Annotated in this window: 16 protein-coding genes; 6 read left to right on the plus strand and 10 right to left on the minus strand. The window is 65.8% G+C overall.

The window, feature by feature from the left end; genetic code table 11:
- Positions 1–138: 138 nt before the first annotated feature.
- The 4 genes from maiA to ACTJKX_RS29025 form a co-directional block, all read right to left on the minus strand.
- Positions 139–786 carry a maleylacetoacetate isomerase gene (maiA, locus tag ACTJKX_RS29010; RefSeq protein ID WP_440727363.1) on the minus strand — a complete coding sequence of 216 codons (648 nt, stop codon included), beginning with the start codon at positions 784–786 and terminating at the stop codon, positions 139–141.
- Positions 783–1,484 (minus strand): fumarylacetoacetate hydrolase family protein, encoded by a 702-nt coding sequence (locus ACTJKX_RS29015; protein WP_440727364.1) that lies wholly within the window; start codon positions 1,482–1,484, stop codon positions 783–785. The genes maiA and ACTJKX_RS29015 overlap by 4 nt, the downstream gene beginning before the upstream one ends.
- A gap of 195 nt (positions 1,485–1,679) precedes the next feature.
- Positions 1,680–2,240: a maleylpyruvate isomerase N-terminal domain-containing protein gene (locus ACTJKX_RS29020; protein ID WP_440727365.1), complete on the minus strand. Its 561-nt coding sequence runs from the start codon at positions 2,238–2,240 to the stop codon at positions 1,680–1,682.
- Positions 2,240–3,316 carry a cupin domain-containing protein gene (locus ACTJKX_RS29025; RefSeq protein WP_440727366.1) on the minus strand — a complete coding sequence of 359 codons (1,077 nt, stop codon included), beginning with the start codon at positions 3,314–3,316 and terminating at the stop codon, positions 2,240–2,242. The genes ACTJKX_RS29020 and ACTJKX_RS29025 overlap by 1 nt, the downstream gene beginning before the upstream one ends.
- A gap of 92 nt (positions 3,317–3,408) precedes the next feature.
- Between ACTJKX_RS29025 and ACTJKX_RS29030 the strand changes: the two genes are divergently transcribed.
- The 6 genes from ACTJKX_RS29030 (at position 3,409) to ACTJKX_RS29055 (ending at position 11,914) form a co-directional block, all read left to right on the plus strand.
- A complete protein-coding gene (locus ACTJKX_RS29030; RefSeq protein WP_367625769.1) occupies positions 3,409–3,837 on the plus strand; it encodes a MarR family winged helix-turn-helix transcriptional regulator in 429 nt (142 codons plus the stop codon).
- An 82-nt stretch (positions 3,838–3,919) separates the two neighbouring features.
- On the plus strand, positions 3,920–4,915 hold the full coding sequence (locus tag ACTJKX_RS29035; RefSeq protein ID WP_440727367.1) for a LysR family transcriptional regulator: 996 nt from the start codon (positions 3,920–3,922) through the stop codon (positions 4,913–4,915).
- A 230-nt stretch (positions 4,916–5,145) separates the two neighbouring features.
- Positions 5,146–7,266 (plus strand): hydantoinase/oxoprolinase family protein, encoded by a 2,121-nt coding sequence (locus tag ACTJKX_RS29040; protein ID WP_440727368.1) that lies wholly within the window; start codon positions 5,146–5,148, stop codon positions 7,264–7,266.
- The gene (locus ACTJKX_RS29045) at positions 7,253–9,376 is read left to right on the plus strand and encodes a hydantoinase B/oxoprolinase family protein (RefSeq protein ID WP_440727369.1); all 2,124 of its coding nucleotides are present in this window, start codon (positions 7,253–7,255) and stop codon (positions 9,374–9,376) included. Before ACTJKX_RS29040 ends, ACTJKX_RS29045 begins: the two co-directional genes overlap by 14 nt.
- 25 nt (positions 9,377–9,401) lie before the next feature.
- On the plus strand, positions 9,402–10,163 hold the full coding sequence (locus tag ACTJKX_RS29050) for an SDR family NAD(P)-dependent oxidoreductase (protein WP_440727370.1): 762 nt from the start codon (positions 9,402–9,404) through the stop codon (positions 10,161–10,163).
- Positions 10,164–10,459: 296 nt separating this feature from the next.
- Entirely contained in the window at positions 10,460–11,914 is a 1,455-nt protein-coding gene (locus ACTJKX_RS29055; RefSeq protein ID WP_440727371.1) for an aldehyde dehydrogenase family protein, read from the plus strand.
- 154 nt (positions 11,915–12,068) lie between these two features.
- Here ACTJKX_RS29055 and pcaD read toward each other — a convergent pair whose 3' ends face one another.
- The 6 genes from pcaD to ACTJKX_RS29085 form a co-directional block, all read right to left on the minus strand.
- The gene (pcaD, locus tag ACTJKX_RS29060) at positions 12,069–12,854 is read right to left on the minus strand and encodes a 3-oxoadipate enol-lactonase (RefSeq protein WP_440727372.1); all 786 of its coding nucleotides are present in this window, start codon (positions 12,852–12,854) and stop codon (positions 12,069–12,071) included.
- A 74-nt stretch (positions 12,855–12,928) separates the two neighbouring features.
- The gene (locus tag ACTJKX_RS29065) at positions 12,929–14,260 is read right to left on the minus strand and encodes an MFS transporter (RefSeq protein WP_440727373.1); all 1,332 of its coding nucleotides are present in this window, start codon (positions 14,258–14,260) and stop codon (positions 12,929–12,931) included.
- A 72-nt stretch (positions 14,261–14,332) separates the two neighbouring features.
- Positions 14,333–15,118 (minus strand): benzoate diol dehydrogenase BenD, encoded by a 786-nt coding sequence (gene benD, locus ACTJKX_RS29070; protein ID WP_394315304.1) that lies wholly within the window; start codon positions 15,116–15,118, stop codon positions 14,333–14,335.
- Positions 15,115–16,143: a benzoate 1,2-dioxygenase electron transfer component BenC gene (benC, locus tag ACTJKX_RS29075; RefSeq protein ID WP_440727374.1), complete on the minus strand. Its 1,029-nt coding sequence runs from the start codon at positions 16,141–16,143 to the stop codon at positions 15,115–15,117. The genes benD and benC overlap by 4 nt, the downstream gene beginning before the upstream one ends.
- A gap of 36 nt (positions 16,144–16,179) precedes the next feature.
- Positions 16,180–16,668: a benzoate 1,2-dioxygenase small subunit gene (gene benB, locus ACTJKX_RS29080; RefSeq protein WP_440727375.1), complete on the minus strand. Its 489-nt coding sequence runs from the start codon at positions 16,666–16,668 to the stop codon at positions 16,180–16,182.
- Positions 16,665–18,023 (minus strand): Rieske 2Fe-2S domain-containing protein, encoded by a 1,359-nt coding sequence (locus ACTJKX_RS29085; protein ID WP_440727376.1) that lies wholly within the window; start codon positions 18,021–18,023, stop codon positions 16,665–16,667. Before ACTJKX_RS29085 ends, benB begins: the two co-directional genes overlap by 4 nt.
- Between the last annotated feature and the right edge of the window lie 134 nt (positions 18,024–18,157).

Genomic DNA, 18,157 nt, shown 5'->3' on the forward strand with positions numbered 1-18,157 from the left:
GCGCAAGGCGGAAAGAATCGTTTGTTCTTGGATGTTTCGTGACGGAATGAAACGGCAATGCTGCGCAGCATTGCCGTTTTCGATTAATCGATCCACTACATGAAGACTTCGGAAGCCCTTGCCAACTCGGCCTGTGGATCAAGCCTCCCAGTCGGGCTGTTTCCTGGGGTGGGCATCGGCAAAGGCCGGAAGGGCCTCACAGGCGGCATGAACGGCCAGGAGGCGAGGCATGGCCGACAGGTCGGCGCCGAAGCGCTGGGCCGAGAAGACCTGCGGCACCAGGCAGATATCGGCAAGGGTCGGCGTCTCGCCGAAGCAGAAGGTCGAAGGCGCGCGCCGTGCGAGCAGCGTCTCGCAGGCGGCAAGGCCCTCGATGATCCAGCGCTGGCACCAGGCATCGAGCGCTGCCTGGTCTGCCGCGAAATTGGCCTTCAGATAATCGAGGACGCGAAGGTTCTGCAGCGGATGCACGTCACAGGCGATGATTTGCGCGAAGGCCCGCGCTTCAGCGCGCAGGTTCGCTCCCTGCGGAAGCAGCTTCGGCCCCGGCCGTGTTTCGTCGAGCCATTCGATGATGGCGAGCGACTGGGTCAGGCGGAAATCGCCCTCCTCCAGCGTCGGCACCAGCGCCTGCGGATTCAGGGCCCGATAGGCCGGGGTCTTCTGCTGCCCGCCATCCTTGCGCAGATGGACCGACGAAAAATCGTAGGCCACGCCCTTCAGGTTGAAGGCGATGCGGCAGCGATAGGCTGACGAGGAGCGGAAATAACCGTGGAAATGGATCATTCCGCTGCCCCGATCGTCAGCTCGATCGGATCAAGGCCATCGATGCCGCCGGTGATGACGTCGCCGGCCACCACGGGCCCGACGCCGGCCGGCGTTCCGGTCATGATCAGGTCGCCCGGCTCGAGATGGTAGTAGTGCGAGAGATGGCTGACGATCTCCTCGACCTTCCAGATCAAATCGGCGAGATGGGCCTCCTGCTTGGTCTCGCCATTGACCGCCAGATGGATGCGCTGCGGCCCGATGGCGGCGAAATCGGACACCTTGGTCACGGCGGCGAACACGGCGGATTGCTCGACATCCTTGCCGAGGTCCCAGGGGCGCTGCTTGGCGCGCGCTTCGAGCTGGAGATCGCGGCGCGTCATGTCGAGGCCGCAGGCATAGCCATAGATCGCCTTGGCGGCCGCGGCGCGATCGGCCTTGAAGACCGGTGCGCCGATGGCGATCACCAGTTCCATCTCATAGTGGAAATTCGAGGTACCGGGCGGATAGGCGACCGTCGCGCCGCTCTGCTCGGCGGTCAGCGCCGATTTGGTGAAATAGAATGGGGCCTCGCGGTCCACCTCCACCCCCATCTCGGCGGCATGGGCGGCATAGTTGCGGCCCACGCAGAAGATGCGGTGGATGGGATAGGCCGCCGCCTCGCCCTTCACCGGCACGGTTGGCCAGGCCGGGGACGCAAACAGGTTCGTGCTCGTCATCGGTTTGTTCCTTTTGCTGTGATGCCAGCGACGCTTGGGGAGCGGTGCGAAATAGGTCGGGCGTTTCGAGGGGCCGCTTCCGGGTGCACGGGCATCTTGCCCGTTCTTGAAACCGCGGCGTTTGCTGGTCACCAGAAAGTACGGGCAGGATGCCCGTGCACCCGGAGAACCGGTTACTTGTTTCGCGCGCCCCTCTTAGCCCCGGAATTCGGGCGGCAGGTCGCGTAATCGTGTTCCATTGTCGAGTTCGAGCGCCCCGCGCCAGAGCCGGCGCGCACGCTCCAACGCCGTGGCGCGCAGGGGTCGCAGAGTCCCACCGGCGTCGGCGGCAGGCACATCCCAGCCACTGCCCGGCAGGTCGCGCCAGACCACGTCGAGATGCACGGCGGCATGGTCGAACAGGTGGCGCAGCGCCCTGGCGGGCAAGGTGGCGCCGAGCTCGATGTCGCCGATCCGCCCGGCCTCGCCGTCATAGAAAGGCGGGACCGGCTCGCCTGCCGTCGCCGCCTCCACTTGCCGGCTGATCGCCCGCGCCTGATAGGCGACGTCGCAGATCACATGCGCCCGGGTCCAGCCGGACACCCGGGAGGGTGCGTAGAGCACGGCATCACCGAGTTCGCCAAGCTTGCGGGCGAAATAAGCGGTGCCCAGCCGGGCGAGCCGCAGACCCGCCGCCGGCGCTTCCGGCGCATCGTAGCGCGCACCGAGCCCCTGCCGCTCCTGCAGAGCCCGACGGGCGGCGTCGAGATCGCTCATCAGTCACCGCCCTCGACCAGCGTGCGGTCGAAATTCAGGCGCTCGATGATGGGGGCATCGGAAAAGCGGAACAGGTCGAACGGGGTCTCGGCCTGGAGCGACCAGGCAACCCAGGAGGGAACCACGAAAATGTCTCCCTTTTCGAGTTTGTGCGTCACGCCCGCCATCACCACGGCGCCCCGGCCCTCGAAGACCTGGAACACCGAGGAGCCGACTTCCCGCCGCGCCGCCGTTTCGGCACCCTGGCGCAGGCGGTGGAACTCGGCGCGGATGGTCGGCATCACGTCGCCACCGGTGGTCGGGTTGACATAGCGGATCGCCGCATGGCCCTGATCCACCGTCGCCGGCTGTCCCTCCTCTTCGAGCAGCAACTGCTCGGTAAGGGCGCGGTCGGTATACTCCCAGCGATAGGCGCCGATGGGCGAGGACACCGTATTCTGCAGCCCCGACAGCGGGCGCAGGCCCGGATGGCACCACAGCCGTTCGCTGCGCGAGAACCGCGGCGTGGCGTAATCGGTCACGCGTTCCGAGCCGAATTCGAAGAAGCCGACATCGTTCTGGTAGGAGAAGGGGATGTCGAGGCCGTCGATCCAGGCCATCGGCTGGTCGGTTTCGTTGTGATGACCGTGGAAGTTCCAGCCCGGCGTCAGCAGGAAGTCGCCACGGCTCATGCGCACGGGATCGCCATTGACCACCGTCCAGACCCCCTCGCCCTCGACCACGAAGCGGAAGGCGTTCTGCGAGTGGCGGTGTTCGGGCGCCATCTCCTTGGCGCCGAGATACTGGATAGCGCACCAAAGGGTCGGCGAAACATAGGCCTCGCCACCGAGGCCGGGATTGGCGAGGCCGATGGCGCGGCGCTCGCCGCCCCGGCCCACCGGCACGAGATCGCCCGATGCCTGGGCCAGCGGGAACAGATCCGCCCATCTCCAGACATGCGGCACCGCCTTGGGACGGGGATGGCGCGGCATCAGGTCGCCGAGCTGGGTCCAGAGCGGATTGAGGTGCTGATCCTTGAAATCGGCATAGAGCTTGCGCAGGGCCGGCGTATCGTCCGGCTGCATCGCATTGGCCATCGTCGTTTCTCCCTGAATAAATTAGTACGTATACTTACTAATTGAGATTGTCAATGGTTGTCGCGATTGCGGGCCACTGATAGGAAGCGAACATGGCGTTCATCCATCACCTTCCCGGCCACCTGATCCGGCGGCTGCATCAGCTCTCCGTCGCGACGTTCACGCAGAAGACGCAGGAAGCCGGCTTCGACCTGACCCAGCTGCAATTCGCGGTGCTGTCGATGCTCGAAGAGAACCCGGAAATCGACCAGGCCACGCTGGCCATGCTGGTCGACATGGACAAGGTGACCATCGGGGACGTGGTTTTGCGGCTGGAGACGCGCGATCTGATCCGCCGGGTCGTCAAGAAGACCGACCGGCGCGCGCGAACGCTCACTTTGACCACGGGTGGCAAGGCCCTGCTGGCCGATGTGCGCCCCCTGGTGGTCGCGATTCAGGACGACATTCTCGGCTCGCTGTCAGCGGAAGAGAAAACCAGTTTCATGGCTCTCGTCACCAAGGTCTGCCGGCCAGCAGATTGAGCGCCTTTCGTGATTGAGGCTATGGTGCCTAGCCATCCAGAGCCGATCGCAAGAGCGTGTTGCTCCAGCGGGAAAGGTCCCAATGCCGAGCGCCGATACGTCTCCAGCCGCCAAGGGGCACGACGCGCGGCGCTTGTTCGCCTCCCAGGCCAGCCTCCACAAACTCGAGATCTTCTGCATGGTCTGCGACCTGCAGAGCGTAACGCGCGTGGCCGAGCGGCTGCGCATCGCCCAGCCCGTGGTCAGTGCGCATCTGCGCTTCCTGGAAGACAAGGTCGGCGCCAAGCTGTTCGAGCGCAGCGGACGGCGCCTGGTCCTGACGCGCGAAGGCGCCCGCGTCGAGGCCTGGGCACGAGACATCGTCACCCGAACGCGTGAACTGGAGCGCGAACTGGCGCTGTCGGGCGACGGCGAAGCCGGCAGTGCCGTGGTCTCCGCCTCCATGACGGTCGCTTCCTACGTGCTGCCCCCGCTGTTCGCCGCCTTTCGCCGGACCCTGCGCGAGGGCGGCATCACGGTGCAGGTCTCCAACCCGCAACTCGTCACCGCCAGCGTCAGGGACGGGTCCTGCGATTTCGGGCTCTGCATTCTCGATCCCCGCCATGATGTCGACGGCCTCAGCGTCGAGAAGCTGTGGACCGAGCAGCTCGTCCTGGTGGTTGCGGCCGACAGCACCCTGGTCGGCGACAGCGCCGATGCCGACACTATCGCCAGCCTGCCCTTCATCTCCTCGCCCCGCCAGCAGGTGCGGCGCGAACTGGAAGAGGATGCCCTCTATGCCCATGGCATCCGGCATCGCGAGGTCATCCTCGAATTCGGGCATCCGGAGGCGATGAAGCAGGCAGTGCGCCACCATGCCGGCGCGGCCTTCGTATTGGAAAGCTGCGTGCGCGACGAACTGGCCAGAGGCCTGCTGCGACAGGTCGAGACACCGGGCCTGCACCTGCCCGTTCCCATCTTCCTGATCTACAAGCGGGGCAAGGCCTTCTCGCGGTTCCAGTCGCGGCTGATGGACTTCGTGCGGCAGGCTGCCGGCGACGGCCGGCTGCCGGTTTTCGCCTCGCCTTCGCCACTTTGAACGCCGGCGATGACGGCAGCCAAATCATAGGCATTTGGCTATATATCGACGCGAATTATATATTGGATTGTCGTAAAGCCCGGGCGTAGAACCCGATCCATGCTCGCGGGGAAAGAGAGCCCCGCGCCGGGACAGAATCCGATTTTGAGCGCGTTTCCAGCCGCTGTGCCAGGCACGGCGGCCCTCGCGCTCGGCCACGGATCACCCGGTATCAAGCTGGGAGGAAGGCCATGTATCTGGGTGTCGACATCGGCGGCACGTTCACCGATCTCGTCCTCTTGGACGAACAGGGGGGCCTGGTCACCACCAAGGCCCTGTCCACGCCGGGCGAATTGGAGGTCGGCGTCTTCAATGCGGTGCAGGATGCCGCTGCGCAGCGCGGCATGACGGGCGAGGAATTGCTGGCCCGCGTGGTCGCCTTCGGCCATGGCACGACGCAGGCGACCAATGCGGTGATCGAGCGCGACGGCGCCCGCACCGGCCTCATCGCGACCCGCGGCTTCGGCGATACGCTGGCGATCCAGCGCCTGATGGGCTTCACCGCCGGCGTGCCGGTCGACCGGCTTGGCTGGTATTCGCGCCGGCGCTATCCCCAGCCGATCGTGCCGCGCCATCTGGTGCGGGAGATCCGCGAGCGCGTCGACCATGCCGGCAAGGTGCTGGTCGCGCTCGACCAGGACCAGGTGCGGGAAGCCGTTCGCTCGCTGGCGAGCGAGGGCGTGCAGACCTTCGCGGTCGCCTTCCTGTGGTCGTTCCGCAATCCCGAGCATGAGCGCATCGCCGCCCGCATCATCGGCGAGGAAGTGCCAGGGGCCTATGTCAGCCTGTCGAGCGAGGTGGCGCCCGTCATCGGCGAATATGAGCGCACCGCCACCGCCGCCCTCAATTCCTACCTCGCCCCCAAGGTCGTCTCCTATCTCGACGGTATCGAGCAGATGCTCAGGAAGCGCGGCTTCAAGGGCGCCTTTTCCATCCTCAATTCGGCCGGCGGCGTCATGCCGGTCGCTGAGGCCGCACGCCGGCCGGTGACGCTGGTCACCTCAGGCCCGACCGGCGGGGTGATGGGCTCGGTGCACCTGGCCAAGAAACTGGGCTATCGCAACCTCATCACCACCGACATGGGCGGCACTTCCTTCGACGTCGCCATCGTGGTCGACGACAAGCCGCTGATGTCCACCAATCACGAGGCCGGCGGCTTCCATATCGCCACGCCGATGATCGAGGTGCGCGCCATCGGTGCCGGCGGCGGTTCGATCGCCCGCGTGGTCGACGGCCAGCTGCGCGTCGGGCCGGACAGCGCCGGCGCCCGGCCGGGACCGGTGTGCTATGGGCGCGGCGGCATGCTCGCCACCGTCACCGACGCCGATGTCGTGCTCGGCATCATCGATCCTCAGACCTTCCTCGGCGGCAAGATGAAGCTCGACAAGGCGGCGGCATCCGCCGCCATCGAGGAGCAGATCGCCAAGCCGCTCGGCCTGACCACCGAGGAGGCAGCCGCCGGTATCCGCCGCATCGTCGACGCCCAGATGGCCGATACGCTGCGCGAGGTTACCATCGGCCGCGGCCATGATCCGCGCGACTTCGTGATCTTCGCCTATGGCGGGGCCGGCCCGGTCCATTGCGCCGGCTACGGCGCCGAGCTCGGCGTGCCCAAGATGGTGGTGCCCGTCACCTCCATGGCGCATTCGGCTTATGGGGCGCTCGCCGCCGACCTGCAATTCGCGGTCGAAAAATCGCTGTTGATGCGGGCCGGCGGTGGATCTCGCGCGCCGGCCGACGGCCTAGTCGCCTCCGAGATCGCCACAGCCTTCGCAACGCTCGAAGCCGAATGCCTGGACGCCATGCGCCGGGCCGGCGTCACCGGCGAGGACGTCCAGCTCCTGCGCACGGCCGATCTGCGCTATCGGCGCCAGACCAATGATCTCATCATTCCCGTGCCGGCTGGCGAGATCGCCGCCGCGACGCTGGACGATCTCGTCGCACGCTTCGAGGCCACCTATGAGCAGACCTACGGCAAGGGATCGGCCTTCCGCGAGGCCGGCCTGGAATTGACCAATGTCCGCGTCGAGGCCTTCGGCAAGGCACGCCGGCCCGAAATCGCCCTCGTGGCTCCCTCGGGCGAGCCGACGGTCGGCAGGCGCCGGATCTTCGAGCCCGTCGCCGCCGCGTGGATGGAGTGCGCCGTCTACAATTGGCGCGAGCTGCCGACGGACTTCACCGTCGCCGGCCCCGCCGTCATCGAGCATCCCGAAACCTCGGTCTTCGTCGCGGCCAGCCAGGTCGCCCGGCTCGACGCCACCAGCAACATCACCATCGAGCAGCGTGAGGAAGACCGCCATGTCTACAACTGACAACGCCATCGACCCCATCACCTTCGAGGTCGTGCGCAACAAGCTGCAGGCGATCACCGAGGAACAGGCGATCACGCTCAAATCAGTCTCCGGTTCGCCGGTGGTGACCGAGGCGACCGACTTCAACAACGGCCTCTATCTCGCCGACGGCTCCATCGTCACCATGGGCCCCCAGGTGCTGTTCCACACCGGCACGATGTCCTCGGTCATCCGTTCGATCAATGCCGAGTTCGCCGAGAATCCGGGCATCAACGAGGGTGACATGTTCATCCTCAACGATCCCTATCGCGGAGCCATCCACCAGCCCGACGTCTCGATCGTCGCGCCCATCTTCCATCAAGGCCGCCATGTCGCCTGGGCCGGTTCCTGCGCCCACCAGCTCGACGTCGGCGGCATGAGCTTCGGCTCCTGGGCCATCGGCGCCACCGAGATCCAGCAGGAGGCCATGCTGCTGCCGGGCATCAAGCTCGTCGAGAACGGCGTGCTGCGCCAGGATCTGTGGCAGATGATCATGGGCATGACCCGCCTGCCCCATGTGCTGGGGCTCGACCTCAAGGCGATGATCGCCGCCAACACCGTGGCGGCCCGCCGCCTGGTCGAACTGATGGACCGCTATGGCGGGGATACCGTCGAGACCATCATGGCCGAGGAGATCGCCAGTTCCGAGCGCCAGATCCGCCAGGTTCTTTCAACTCTACCCGACGGCGTCTTCCGGGCTCGCGACTATATCGAGCATGACGGCCATGAGAACGTGCTTTACCGCGTCTGCGTCACCGCGACCAAGAAGGGCGACCGCCTCACCCTCGACATGACGGGCACCTCGCCGCAGGCGCCCGGCTTCATCAACTGCACGGCCTCGGGCATGCGCGGCGCCGCCCTCACGGGGCTGCTGCCCATCCTCGCGCCGCGCATCCGCTGGAACGAGGGCATCCTGCGCGCCGTCGATTTCGTCGCGCCGGAGGGCATCCTGTGCAACGCCTCCTGGCCGGCTCCGGTTTCCTCGGGCACGATCTCGACGGCCTGGATCGTCCAGAACGTGGTGGTTTCAGCCCTGTCGCGCCTGGTGGCCTGCTCGCCCGAGCATGCCGGCGAAAGCCAGGCCGTCACCAAGGGCCACATGATGGTGATGACCCTGGCGGGGCAGGACCGGGACGGCGCACCCTTCGGCACCTTCCTGCTCGACTCCACCGCCGGCGGGGGCGGTGCCTTCCCCGACCATGACGGCCTCGACGGCTCGGGCGATTTTTGCGTGCCGCGCCCGGCCATCGCCAATGTCGAGGCCAATGAGGCGAACGGGCCTTTCCTCTATCTCTTCCGCGCCTTCGTGCCCGACAGCGGCGGCCCCGGCCGCCAGCGCGGCGGCGCCGGCGCCTCCCTCGCCATCGCACCCTATGGCACCGACGCCCTGCAGGCGATGATGCTGGGCCATGGCGTGGAGGTGCCCAATGCGGTGGGCCAGTTCGGCGGCCTGCCCGGCGCTTGCGGCCGCAACGTCATGCGCCGCGACGCCGGCGATCCGGCCACCCTGGCGGGTCTTGCCGGCGATCTCGAGGAATTGCTGGCTACCGGGGTCGATGAACTCGGCCCCAAGCCCGGCCGCATGCGCCTCAGCTCGCGCGACGTGCTCGGCTATGCCTTCCAGGGCGGGGGCGGCTATGGCGACCCGCTGCTGCGCACTCCCGCCGCCGTGCTCAGCGATGTCACCAACGGCCATGTCAGCCTCGCAGCCGCTGCGGCCCAATATGGCGTGGTGATCGCGCAGGGCATGGTCGACCAGCGCGCCACCGAACAGGCCCGGGCCGCCATCCGCAGCCGGCGTCTGGCTGGTGCCACGCCGACGCGGACAGCGGGCAAGGGCGAACTCGCCATCACCGAGGGCCGCTTTGCCTGCGGCTGCGGCTGCGACCTCGGTCCGGTCACGGCAAACTGGAAGGAGAAGGTACGCAGCTATCGCGTCGAGCCGGAGACCTATGGGCCGCATATCCGCACCCATGCCGATCTCGAACTGCGCGAGCATGTCTGCACCGCCTGCGGCACCCTGCTCGAGGCCGAGGTCGTGCGCAAGGACGAAGCTTCCCTGGTCACGCTGCAGCTCGAAGCAGCCGCCTGACCCACCGGCAGGAAAGGAATTCATCATGCAACCTTATCCTTCACAGGGCGCCGTCGTCGTCACCGGTGCCGGCCAGGGCATCGGGCGCCGGCTCGCTCTCACGCTCGTCGGCGAAGGCGTCGATGTGTGCATCGCCGACTGGAACGAGGAGAAGGGCCGCACGGTGGCCGAGGAGGACACGCCGGGAACCGGCCGGCGTCTGTTCGTGCGCACCAATGTCGCCGATGAAGCCAGCTGCCAGGCTGCTGTCGATGCGACGCTCGCAGCGTTCGGTGGCGTGTTCGGCCTGGTCAACAATGCCTCGATCTTCTCGACCCTGAAGATGCGTCCCTTCTGGGAAATCCCCTCCGACGAATGGGACCAGGTCCAAGCTGTCAATCTCAAGGGCGTCTTCAACATGACGCGGGCCGCCCGTGAGGCCCTGGCCGCCTCGGGCGAGGGCTCGGTCGTCAACGTGGCGTCCTCGACCATCCTGTTCGGGCGGCCCAATTATGCCCATTACGTCTCGTCCAAGGCCGGCGTAATGGGCCTGTCCCGGGCGATGGCGCGCGAACTCGGCAGCCAGGCGATCCGGGTCAACACACTGACGCCGGGCCCGACCTTCACCGAGGTCGAACGGGCCACCGTCACGCCCGAGCAGAAGGCCGCCATGATCGAGCAGCAATGCCTCAAGCGCGCCGGCGGCCCCGACGACATCGCCGATGCCATCGCCTTCCTGCTCTCGCGCCGGGCCCGCTGGATCACCGGACAGCTCCTCAATGCCGATGGCGGCATGATCACCCATTGATGTCCGGTCCCTTCATGCCAGGCCTGGGGCAGCAGATACCCGCATGGGATCCCGCTGAATCGGTATTGCTCAGGTAGTGCTGCCCCTCCCCCTTACCCTCTCCCCGTAAGAACGGGGCGAGGGGGACTTCGGCCAAGCATTTCATGCCGAGAATGCATCGCCCCGCCCAACCATGGGCGAGATGAAAGATCCGAGAATTGATCACGACGCTCGCGCCCCCTCGCCCTGTTCTTACGGGGAGAGGGTAAGGGTGAGGGGCTTCGCGACCCGGAAGATAAGGTGAAAGGCAAGCAGACATGGCTTACGCGATAGAACATGACAGGATGCTGATTGGCGGCGAACTGGTGCACGCCTCGGGCGGCGAGTTCGACCTTTCCATCAACCCCGCCACCGAGGAGGTGATCGGCCGCTCGCCGCACGGCACGGCCGAGGATGTCGAGCGCGCCTTTGCCGCTGCCGATGCCGCCTGGCCTGCCTGGGCCGCCCTCACCCCATCCGAACGCGGCGCCCGCATGCGCGCCTTCGGCGAGGCCTTGCGTGCCCGCGCCGAGGACTTCCTGAGGATCGAGGTCGCCGATACCGGCAACACCATCACGCCGATGCGCGGCGATGTCGGCCATGCCGTCGACAGCCTGACCTACTATGCCGGCCTCATTCACGAACTCAAGGGCGAGACCATTCCGGCCACGGCCGAGAACCTGCATCTTACCCTGCGAGAGCCCTATGGCGTGGTGGCGCGCATCGCGCCCTTCAACCACCCGCTAATGTTCGCCGTCGCCCGCACCGCCGCCATGCTGGCCGCCGGCAATGCGGTGATCGTCAAGCCGCCGGAAACCAGCCCCCTGTCGGCGCTGCTGCTGGCCGAGGTCGCGCGCGAGGCCCTGCCTGCGGGTGTGTTCAACATCGTCACCGGCCCCGGCGCCACGGTAGGCAATGCCATCGTCCGCCATCCCGGCATCAAGCGCATCGCCTTCATCGGCTCGCCCCAGACCGGCCGCGCCATCCAGCGCTCGGCGGCAGAGGTGGCGGTCAAGCATGTGACGCTGGAGCTGGGCGGCAAGAATCCCCTGATCGCCTTTCCCGACACCGATCCCGACATCATCGCCGCCGCCGCCGTACGCGGCATGAATTTCAGCTGGCAGGGCCAATCCTGCGGCTCGACCAGCCGGCTGCTGTTGCACGAGGACATCCATGATGCCGTGCTGGAGCGCGTGGTCGCGAAGGTTGCCGGCCTCAGGCTCGGCGATCCCTTCGACCCCGCCACCGACATGGGCCCGGTCAATTCACGCATCCAGCATGAAAAGGTGCTGTCCTTCTTCGAAACCGCCAGGCATGACAGCTCGCGCCTGATGACGGGCGGCCGCAAGCCGTCGGGCGAACGCTTCGCCAAGGGGTTCTGGGTGGAGCCGACGGTCTATGCCGACGTCAAGCCCGGCATGCGGCTATGGCAGGAAGAAGTGTTCGGCCCGATCCTGTCGGTCGGGCGCTGGAAGACGGTGGACGAGGCGGTGGAGCTCGCCAACAGCACCGAATACGGCCTGACCGGCGCGGTGTGGACCCACGATATCCGCAACGCCCTCAACGTCGCCCGCAGGATCCGCTCCGGCCATGTCTGGATCAATGGCTGCTCCAACCATTTCCTCGGTGTTCCCTTCGGCGGCATGAAGAACTCCGGCGTCGGCCGTGAGGAAGGCATCGAAGAGATGGTCTCCTACACCGAGGCCAAGACCATCAACATCATGCTGGAGTGAGCGAACAGCCCGGCATGGCCTTATTGCGTTCCCGATCATCTGCAGCTCTTCAATCGCCGGCCGATCCAGGACAGGCGGTCCTGCACTGACAAGGTACGGTCTTCGCTGGATAGCTACTGCTTTCCCACGCCCGGGAATCTCAAGCTGGAATGTCTCAGCGAGATTCCAGAAAATCGGATAGCACGGCATTGAACTGCGATGAGGCTTCGACGTTGACGAGGTGCCGACCGACGAGTGAGACGTGCCGTCCCCGCTCGACGGCAGCGGCAAGGGCCTCGAGGTCGGAAGGAGGGCAAACCGGATCGTCCACCCCGGAAATGGCAAGAACGGGGCTTGCTATCCCGGCGATCTCTCCACGAAGATCGGCATTGGCAAGGGCGTTACAGCAGCCGACATATCCTTCCGGCACGGTCATCTCAAAACGGTCTAGGACGTTTCCCACGGCATCGGGATTGCTGGCGATGAAGGCCGGCGTGAACCAGCGTTCAGCCGTGGCCGCCACGAACGCGCCGAGACCGTCTCTCCGCACGGCTGCGATACGGGCATTCCAGCTTTCGGGCGTCCCGATCCGCGCTGCGGTGGCACAGAGGACGACCTTGCCGAGACGGTTCCCCGCATGGACGGCAAGCCATTGACCCGTCAGGCCGCCGAGAGAAAGGCCGCAGAAATGGGTCCGCTCGATAGCCAGCGCGTCGAGCAGCGCCAGAACGTCGTTGCCGAGATCGGCAAGCGCGTAGGGCACCAGCGGCGCCGAGGAAAGGCCATGGCCGCGCCGGTCGTAGCGCAGCACGCGGTAGCTCCGCGACAGCGCCGACGCCTGCCCGTCCCACATGGTAAGGTCGGTTCCCAATGAATTGCAGAACAGCAGCCACGGCCTGTCCGCGGCATCGCCGTCGATGCGGTAGTGAAGGCGGTGACTGGCGAGATCAAGATAAGACATGGCGGCTTTCGGCGTGGCGAAAAGGAAGAAAGCGACGACCGGCGGATGAGTACTTGTCGGTCGCCGCCCGTTGCTCATATCGCCGCGAGTTGGCCGGTTTCGGCACTGCGGGCGTTGCTGATGGCAAAGACCAGCATGGCGATGGTCGAGACCAGAGCGGGAATGGCGAAGATCAGAAAATTCTGCTGGAGTGGAAATTCCCTGGCGAGCAGCATGCCGCCGAGCGTCGGGCCGACGATGGCGCCAATGCGCCCCACGCCGGAAGCCCAGCCCAACCCCGTCGAGCGAATGGAGAGGTTGTAGAGCTGGGCGACGCTCGCATAGAGCAGGATCTGCGTGCCGATGGTGCTGGCGCCGGCGATGAAGACCATCAGAAACAGGAGGCCGGCCGGCGGATTGCTGCCGATCAGCGCGATGGAGGCCGCGGCTGCGGCGAAGAAGCCGATCACCACTTTCGGCAGGCCGAAACGATCTCCCAGCCAGCCGCCGGCGACAGCCCCGGCCATGCCGCCGAAGTTCAGCGAGAACAGGCTGAGCAGGCTGGCCTTCTCGGCATAGCCGGCCTCCTGCAGCACCTTCGGCAGCCAGGAGGAGAGCAGGTAGACCAGCAGCAGGCAGCAGAAGAAGGCGATCCAGAGCATGAGCGTGCGCAAGGCGCGCTGGTGGCGGAACAATTCGAGGATCGAGGCGGATGTTCCCTTGCTTTCCGTGAAAACCAGCGTGTCGCCGCTTTCGAGCTTGGCGGAGGGTAGGATGCGCGCATAGATGGCCCGCGCTTTCTCCTGTTCGCCCTGGCGGATCAGGAAGCCGAGCGATTCCGGCAGTTTCCACAGGATGAAGGGCAGGAGGAGGAGCGGCACCGCGGCGACGAAGAACATCGGTTTCCAGCCATGATGCGGGATGAGGCCGATGCCGAGCCCGGCCGCCACCATGCCGCCGACGGAATAGCCGGAGAACATCAGCGCCACCATGGTGCCGCGCAGGCGCTTGGGAGCATATTCGTTCATCAGCGCCACCGCGTTCGGCATCAGGCCGCCGCAGCCGAGGCCGGCGATGAAGCGGAAGATCTTGAACTGGTCCGGTGAGGTGGCAAAACCGGTCGCCAGGGTGGCGATGGTGAACAGCAGGAAGCTGATCGCGATGCCCCTCTTGCGGCCGATCCGGTCGGCGAGCGGCCCGAGGACCAGCGCACCGAACATCATGCCGAACAGTGCCCAGGCCTGCAGCACCCCGGCCTGCGGCTTGCTCAGGCCCCATTCGGCGATCAGCGTCGGCAGCACCGTGCCGGCCACGAAGACATCATAGCCGTCGACGATCAGCAGCAGGGCGCAAAGCGCCACCACCGCCCACTGGAACGGCCCGAACGGATTGTTGTCGATCGCTTCGATCACATCGATCTTGCGCATTGTCGTTCCCCCCGATTGTCTTGGACATCTCAGCCCAGATCGCTTCAGCCAGGTCTTTTCAGGCCAGTCTTTTCAGCCCAGGTCCCCACCGGCGACCGGCAACACGCTGCCCGTGATGTAGGATGCCTCGTCCGAGGCGAGGAACAGGATCGGCGCCGCCTGCTCCTCGATGGTGGCGTAGCGTTTCATGAAGCTCGACTGCTTCACCTGGCTCACCACTTCGGCCATCCAGGCCTTTTCCCGGTCCGTATCGCCTGCGGCGTTGCGTGGAACGCGGCGCGGCGGCGCTTCGGTGCCGCCCGGCGCGGTCGCGACCACGCGGATGCCGAAGCCGGCCATCTCCATCGCCAGCGACTGCGTAATGGCGTTGACGCCGCCCTTGGCCGCCGAATAGGGCAGCCGATGGATGCCGCGCGTCGCATTGGAGGAGACGTTGACGATGGTGCCGCCGCCTCGGGCGACCAGCAAAGGCAGCACCGCATGGCAGCAATAGAGCGTCGGCATCAGCGAACGGCGGATTTCCGCGTCGATCTGCTGCGGCTCGAATTCGAGAAAAGGCCGCATGCGGATGGCACCGCCGACATTGTTGATGAGGATGTCGATGCCCCCGAACCTGTCGGCGGCAAAGCGCATCGCCGCCGCGGCCCCCTCATGGTTTTCGAGGTCGGCGCTAAAGGCGGCCGTCTCACCGCCCGCTTGCGCCGCCACCTCGGCGACGAAATCGGCACGGTCGACGAACAGCACCCGGCCGCCTTCCCGCGCCGCGCGGATCGCCACCGCGCGACCGATGCCCTGCGCCGCCCCGGTCACCACCAGCACCTTGCCGGCGAAGCGGTCGGTGAAGCACGCCGGGTTCATGCCGCTTCCTTCGCCGGGGCGTTCGGCGTGAACTTCTCATAATGGAAGCTTGCGGGCTTCACGCCATTCTCGTCGAAATGCCGGCGCACCGCATCGACCATCGGCGGCGGGCCGCAGAGATAGACGTCGACATCGCCGCCATGCAGAAGCTCGGCGGGCATGTGCTGCGTGACCCAGCCCTTGCGCGGATGGCTGGAGGCTTCCTCGGCCACCACGGTGGTAAAGGTGAAGTTCGGCAGGAGAGCGGCATAGGCCGCGATTTCGTCGACGAGAACCAAATCGAGATCGCGGGTGACGCCATAGATCAGGTGGGCCACCTGCTCTGACCCCGTGCGGGCAAGGACCTCAAGCATCGAGAGGAAGGGCGCGAGCCCCGTGCCGCCGGCAAGGAAGAGGAGAGGACGCTTCACGTCCCTCAGATAGAAGCTGCCCAGCGGGCCGGTGAGGTCAAGCTTGTCGCCGGGCTTGGCCCCGGCGAGCCATCCGCTCATCACCCCATCAGGAATCTTCTTGATCAGGAAACCGAGACGCCGATCGCCTGGCGCCGAGGAGAAGGAATAGGAGCGGTTCTGCCCGCTGTCCGGCACGTCGATATTGACATATTGACCGGGAAGGAAGGCTGGCGCGGCGGCGGCATCCACCTCCAGTTCCAGCATGATCGCGGCGTCATGATGCGGCGTCACGGCCGCCACCGTGGCAGCGAATTTCTGGTGGCCGGTCTTGCAGGCGAGTGAAGTCGTCGGCACTGCGAGGACGCAATCGCTCGAAGGCACCATCTGGCAGGTCAGCACCAAGCCCTCCGCCGCCTCGTCCTCCGTCAGGGCATCCTCGATGAAATCACTGCCGAGATCATAGGCACCGCTTTCGGCGCGGCACTTGCAGGTGCCGCATACGCCGTCGGAGCAGTCCATCGGCAGGTTGATCTTGTTGCGGAAGGCGGCATCCAGGACCTTCTCGCCCTGCTTGCAGTCGACGAAACGGGTGACCCCGTCCTCGAAGTTCAATGCGATCGTGTAGAAGGTCATGGAACCCTCCTCTTCGTTCCTGTCCGGCCGGTGCCGTCAGATGTGATAGACGTCGATGACCTGGCGGATGTAATCGTTCTTCAGGACGATTTTCTTGTTCGATATCAGCAGCTTGTCGCCATCCTGGCGTAGCGTCACGAACATGGTGCCGAAGAACTGGTCGGTGACCTTGTAGCGGTGGTTGAGCGTGTGGAAGTTGTAGCGCACGTCCACCTCGCCACCCCGGTCGGCCACCAGTTCGACATTGATGACGCTGTGGCTGGTGCGCGGCTCCGGCGTCGAGGCGCCGGACCGCTCGGTCTTGATGCGGAAGACGCGGTCTTCCAGGCCTTCCCGGCTCGGATAGTAGATCAGCGAGATCTGCGCATGCGGGTCCTCGGTGATCGCATCATCGTCGTCCCAGGCCGGCATCCAGTAGGTGACGTCGGGCGCATAGCAGGTCAGCCATTCATCCCATTGGCGATCGTCGAGAAGGCGCGCCTCGCGGAACAGGAATGCGCGAACGGTATCGTAGGACAGGCTCATGCGACCACTCCCTCCCTCTCGGCAGCGAGCGCCTGGCGCATCACCGTCGCCCAATATTCGTGCTGGCGGACGAACAGCCCCTCGTCCTCGCTGCGCTCACCCGAGAGCAGCGGCTCGAGGCCCATCCGCCTGGCATTGTCGTCGGGACCGTCGATCCAGAGCGGCGCACCGCGCGACAGGTCGTTCCACAGCGCCGCCGTACCGGCATAGCCGGACTGGCAGGCGCGGAACTCCTCGAGATCGTCGGCCGTGCCCATGCCGGAGACGTTGAAGAAATCCTCGTATTGGCGGATGCGCAGCGCCCGGTCTTCCGCACCCTCGCCCTTCGGGGCGAAGCAGAAGATGCTGACCTCCGTCTTGTCGACGCTGATGGGGCGCGTCACGCGGATCTGCGTGCTGAACTGGTCCATCAGGAAGAGGTTGGGATAGACGCACAGATTGCGGGTCTGGTTGATGATGAAATCGGCCTTGTCGGCGCCGACGCGCTCGCGGATCTTCTCGCGTTGGCCGTAGACCGGGCGGACCTCCGGATTCATCGTGTTGGTCCACAACAGGATATGGCCGTTCTCGAAGCCATAGACGCCGGCGACCGATTTGCTCCACGAATTGGCGTCGACCGCCTTGGTGCCTTCCTCGCTGCGGCGGCCCATGGTGGCGGCATAGTTCCAGTGGACGGAGGAGACATGGTAGCCGTCGCAGCCATTCTCCATCTGGAGCTTCCAGTTGCCGTCATAGATGTAGGAGGAATTGCCCCGCAGCACCTCCAGCCCGTCCGGCGCCTGGTCCACGATCTGGTCGATGATGATCCGCGCCTGCCCGAGGAAGTCGGTCAGCGGTGCCACGTCCTCCTTCAGGCTGCCGAACAGGAAGCCGCGATAATTCTCGAAGCGCGCGACGCGGGTCAGATCATGCGAGCCGTTCTTGGCGAACTGCTCGGGATATTGGGTGGTCTTTTCGTCCTTCACCTTCAGGAGCTTGCCGGTGTTGGAAAAGGTCCAGCCGTGGAACGGGCAGGTGAAGCTGCCCTTGTTGCCGTGCTTGCGGCGGCAGAGCATTGCCCCGCGATGCGCGCAGGCATTGATGACGGCGTTGAGCGTGCCGGTCTTGTCGCGGGTGATCACCACCGGCTGGCGGCCGATTGTGGTCGTGTAATAGTCGTTGTTGTCGGGGATCTGGCTTTCATGGGCCAGATAGACCCAGTTGCTCTCGAAGATGTGCTTCATCTCCAGTGCGAACAGGTCGGCGTCGGTGAAGATGTCGCGGCGGCAGCGAAACACGCCGGCCTCGTGATCATCCTGCACGGCGGTGGCGAGCAGATGATCGAGATCACGGGCCTTGTCGATGATTGCGGACATGACTTCTCTCCCGCAAGGAACGGCGGTCGGCGCGGTCCTTGCAACGATGTCGATGATCGGGGTGGGACGGCCCTCAGGGCCGCCGGTGTCTGTGCAGACTGGAGCAGAGTGCGATGTCTTCGAGGCAGTCTTTG

This window comes from Labrys sp. 22185 (genome assembly GCF_052045555.1).
Classification (GTDB): Bacteria; Pseudomonadota; Alphaproteobacteria; order Rhizobiales; family Labraceae; genus Labrys; species Labrys neptuniae.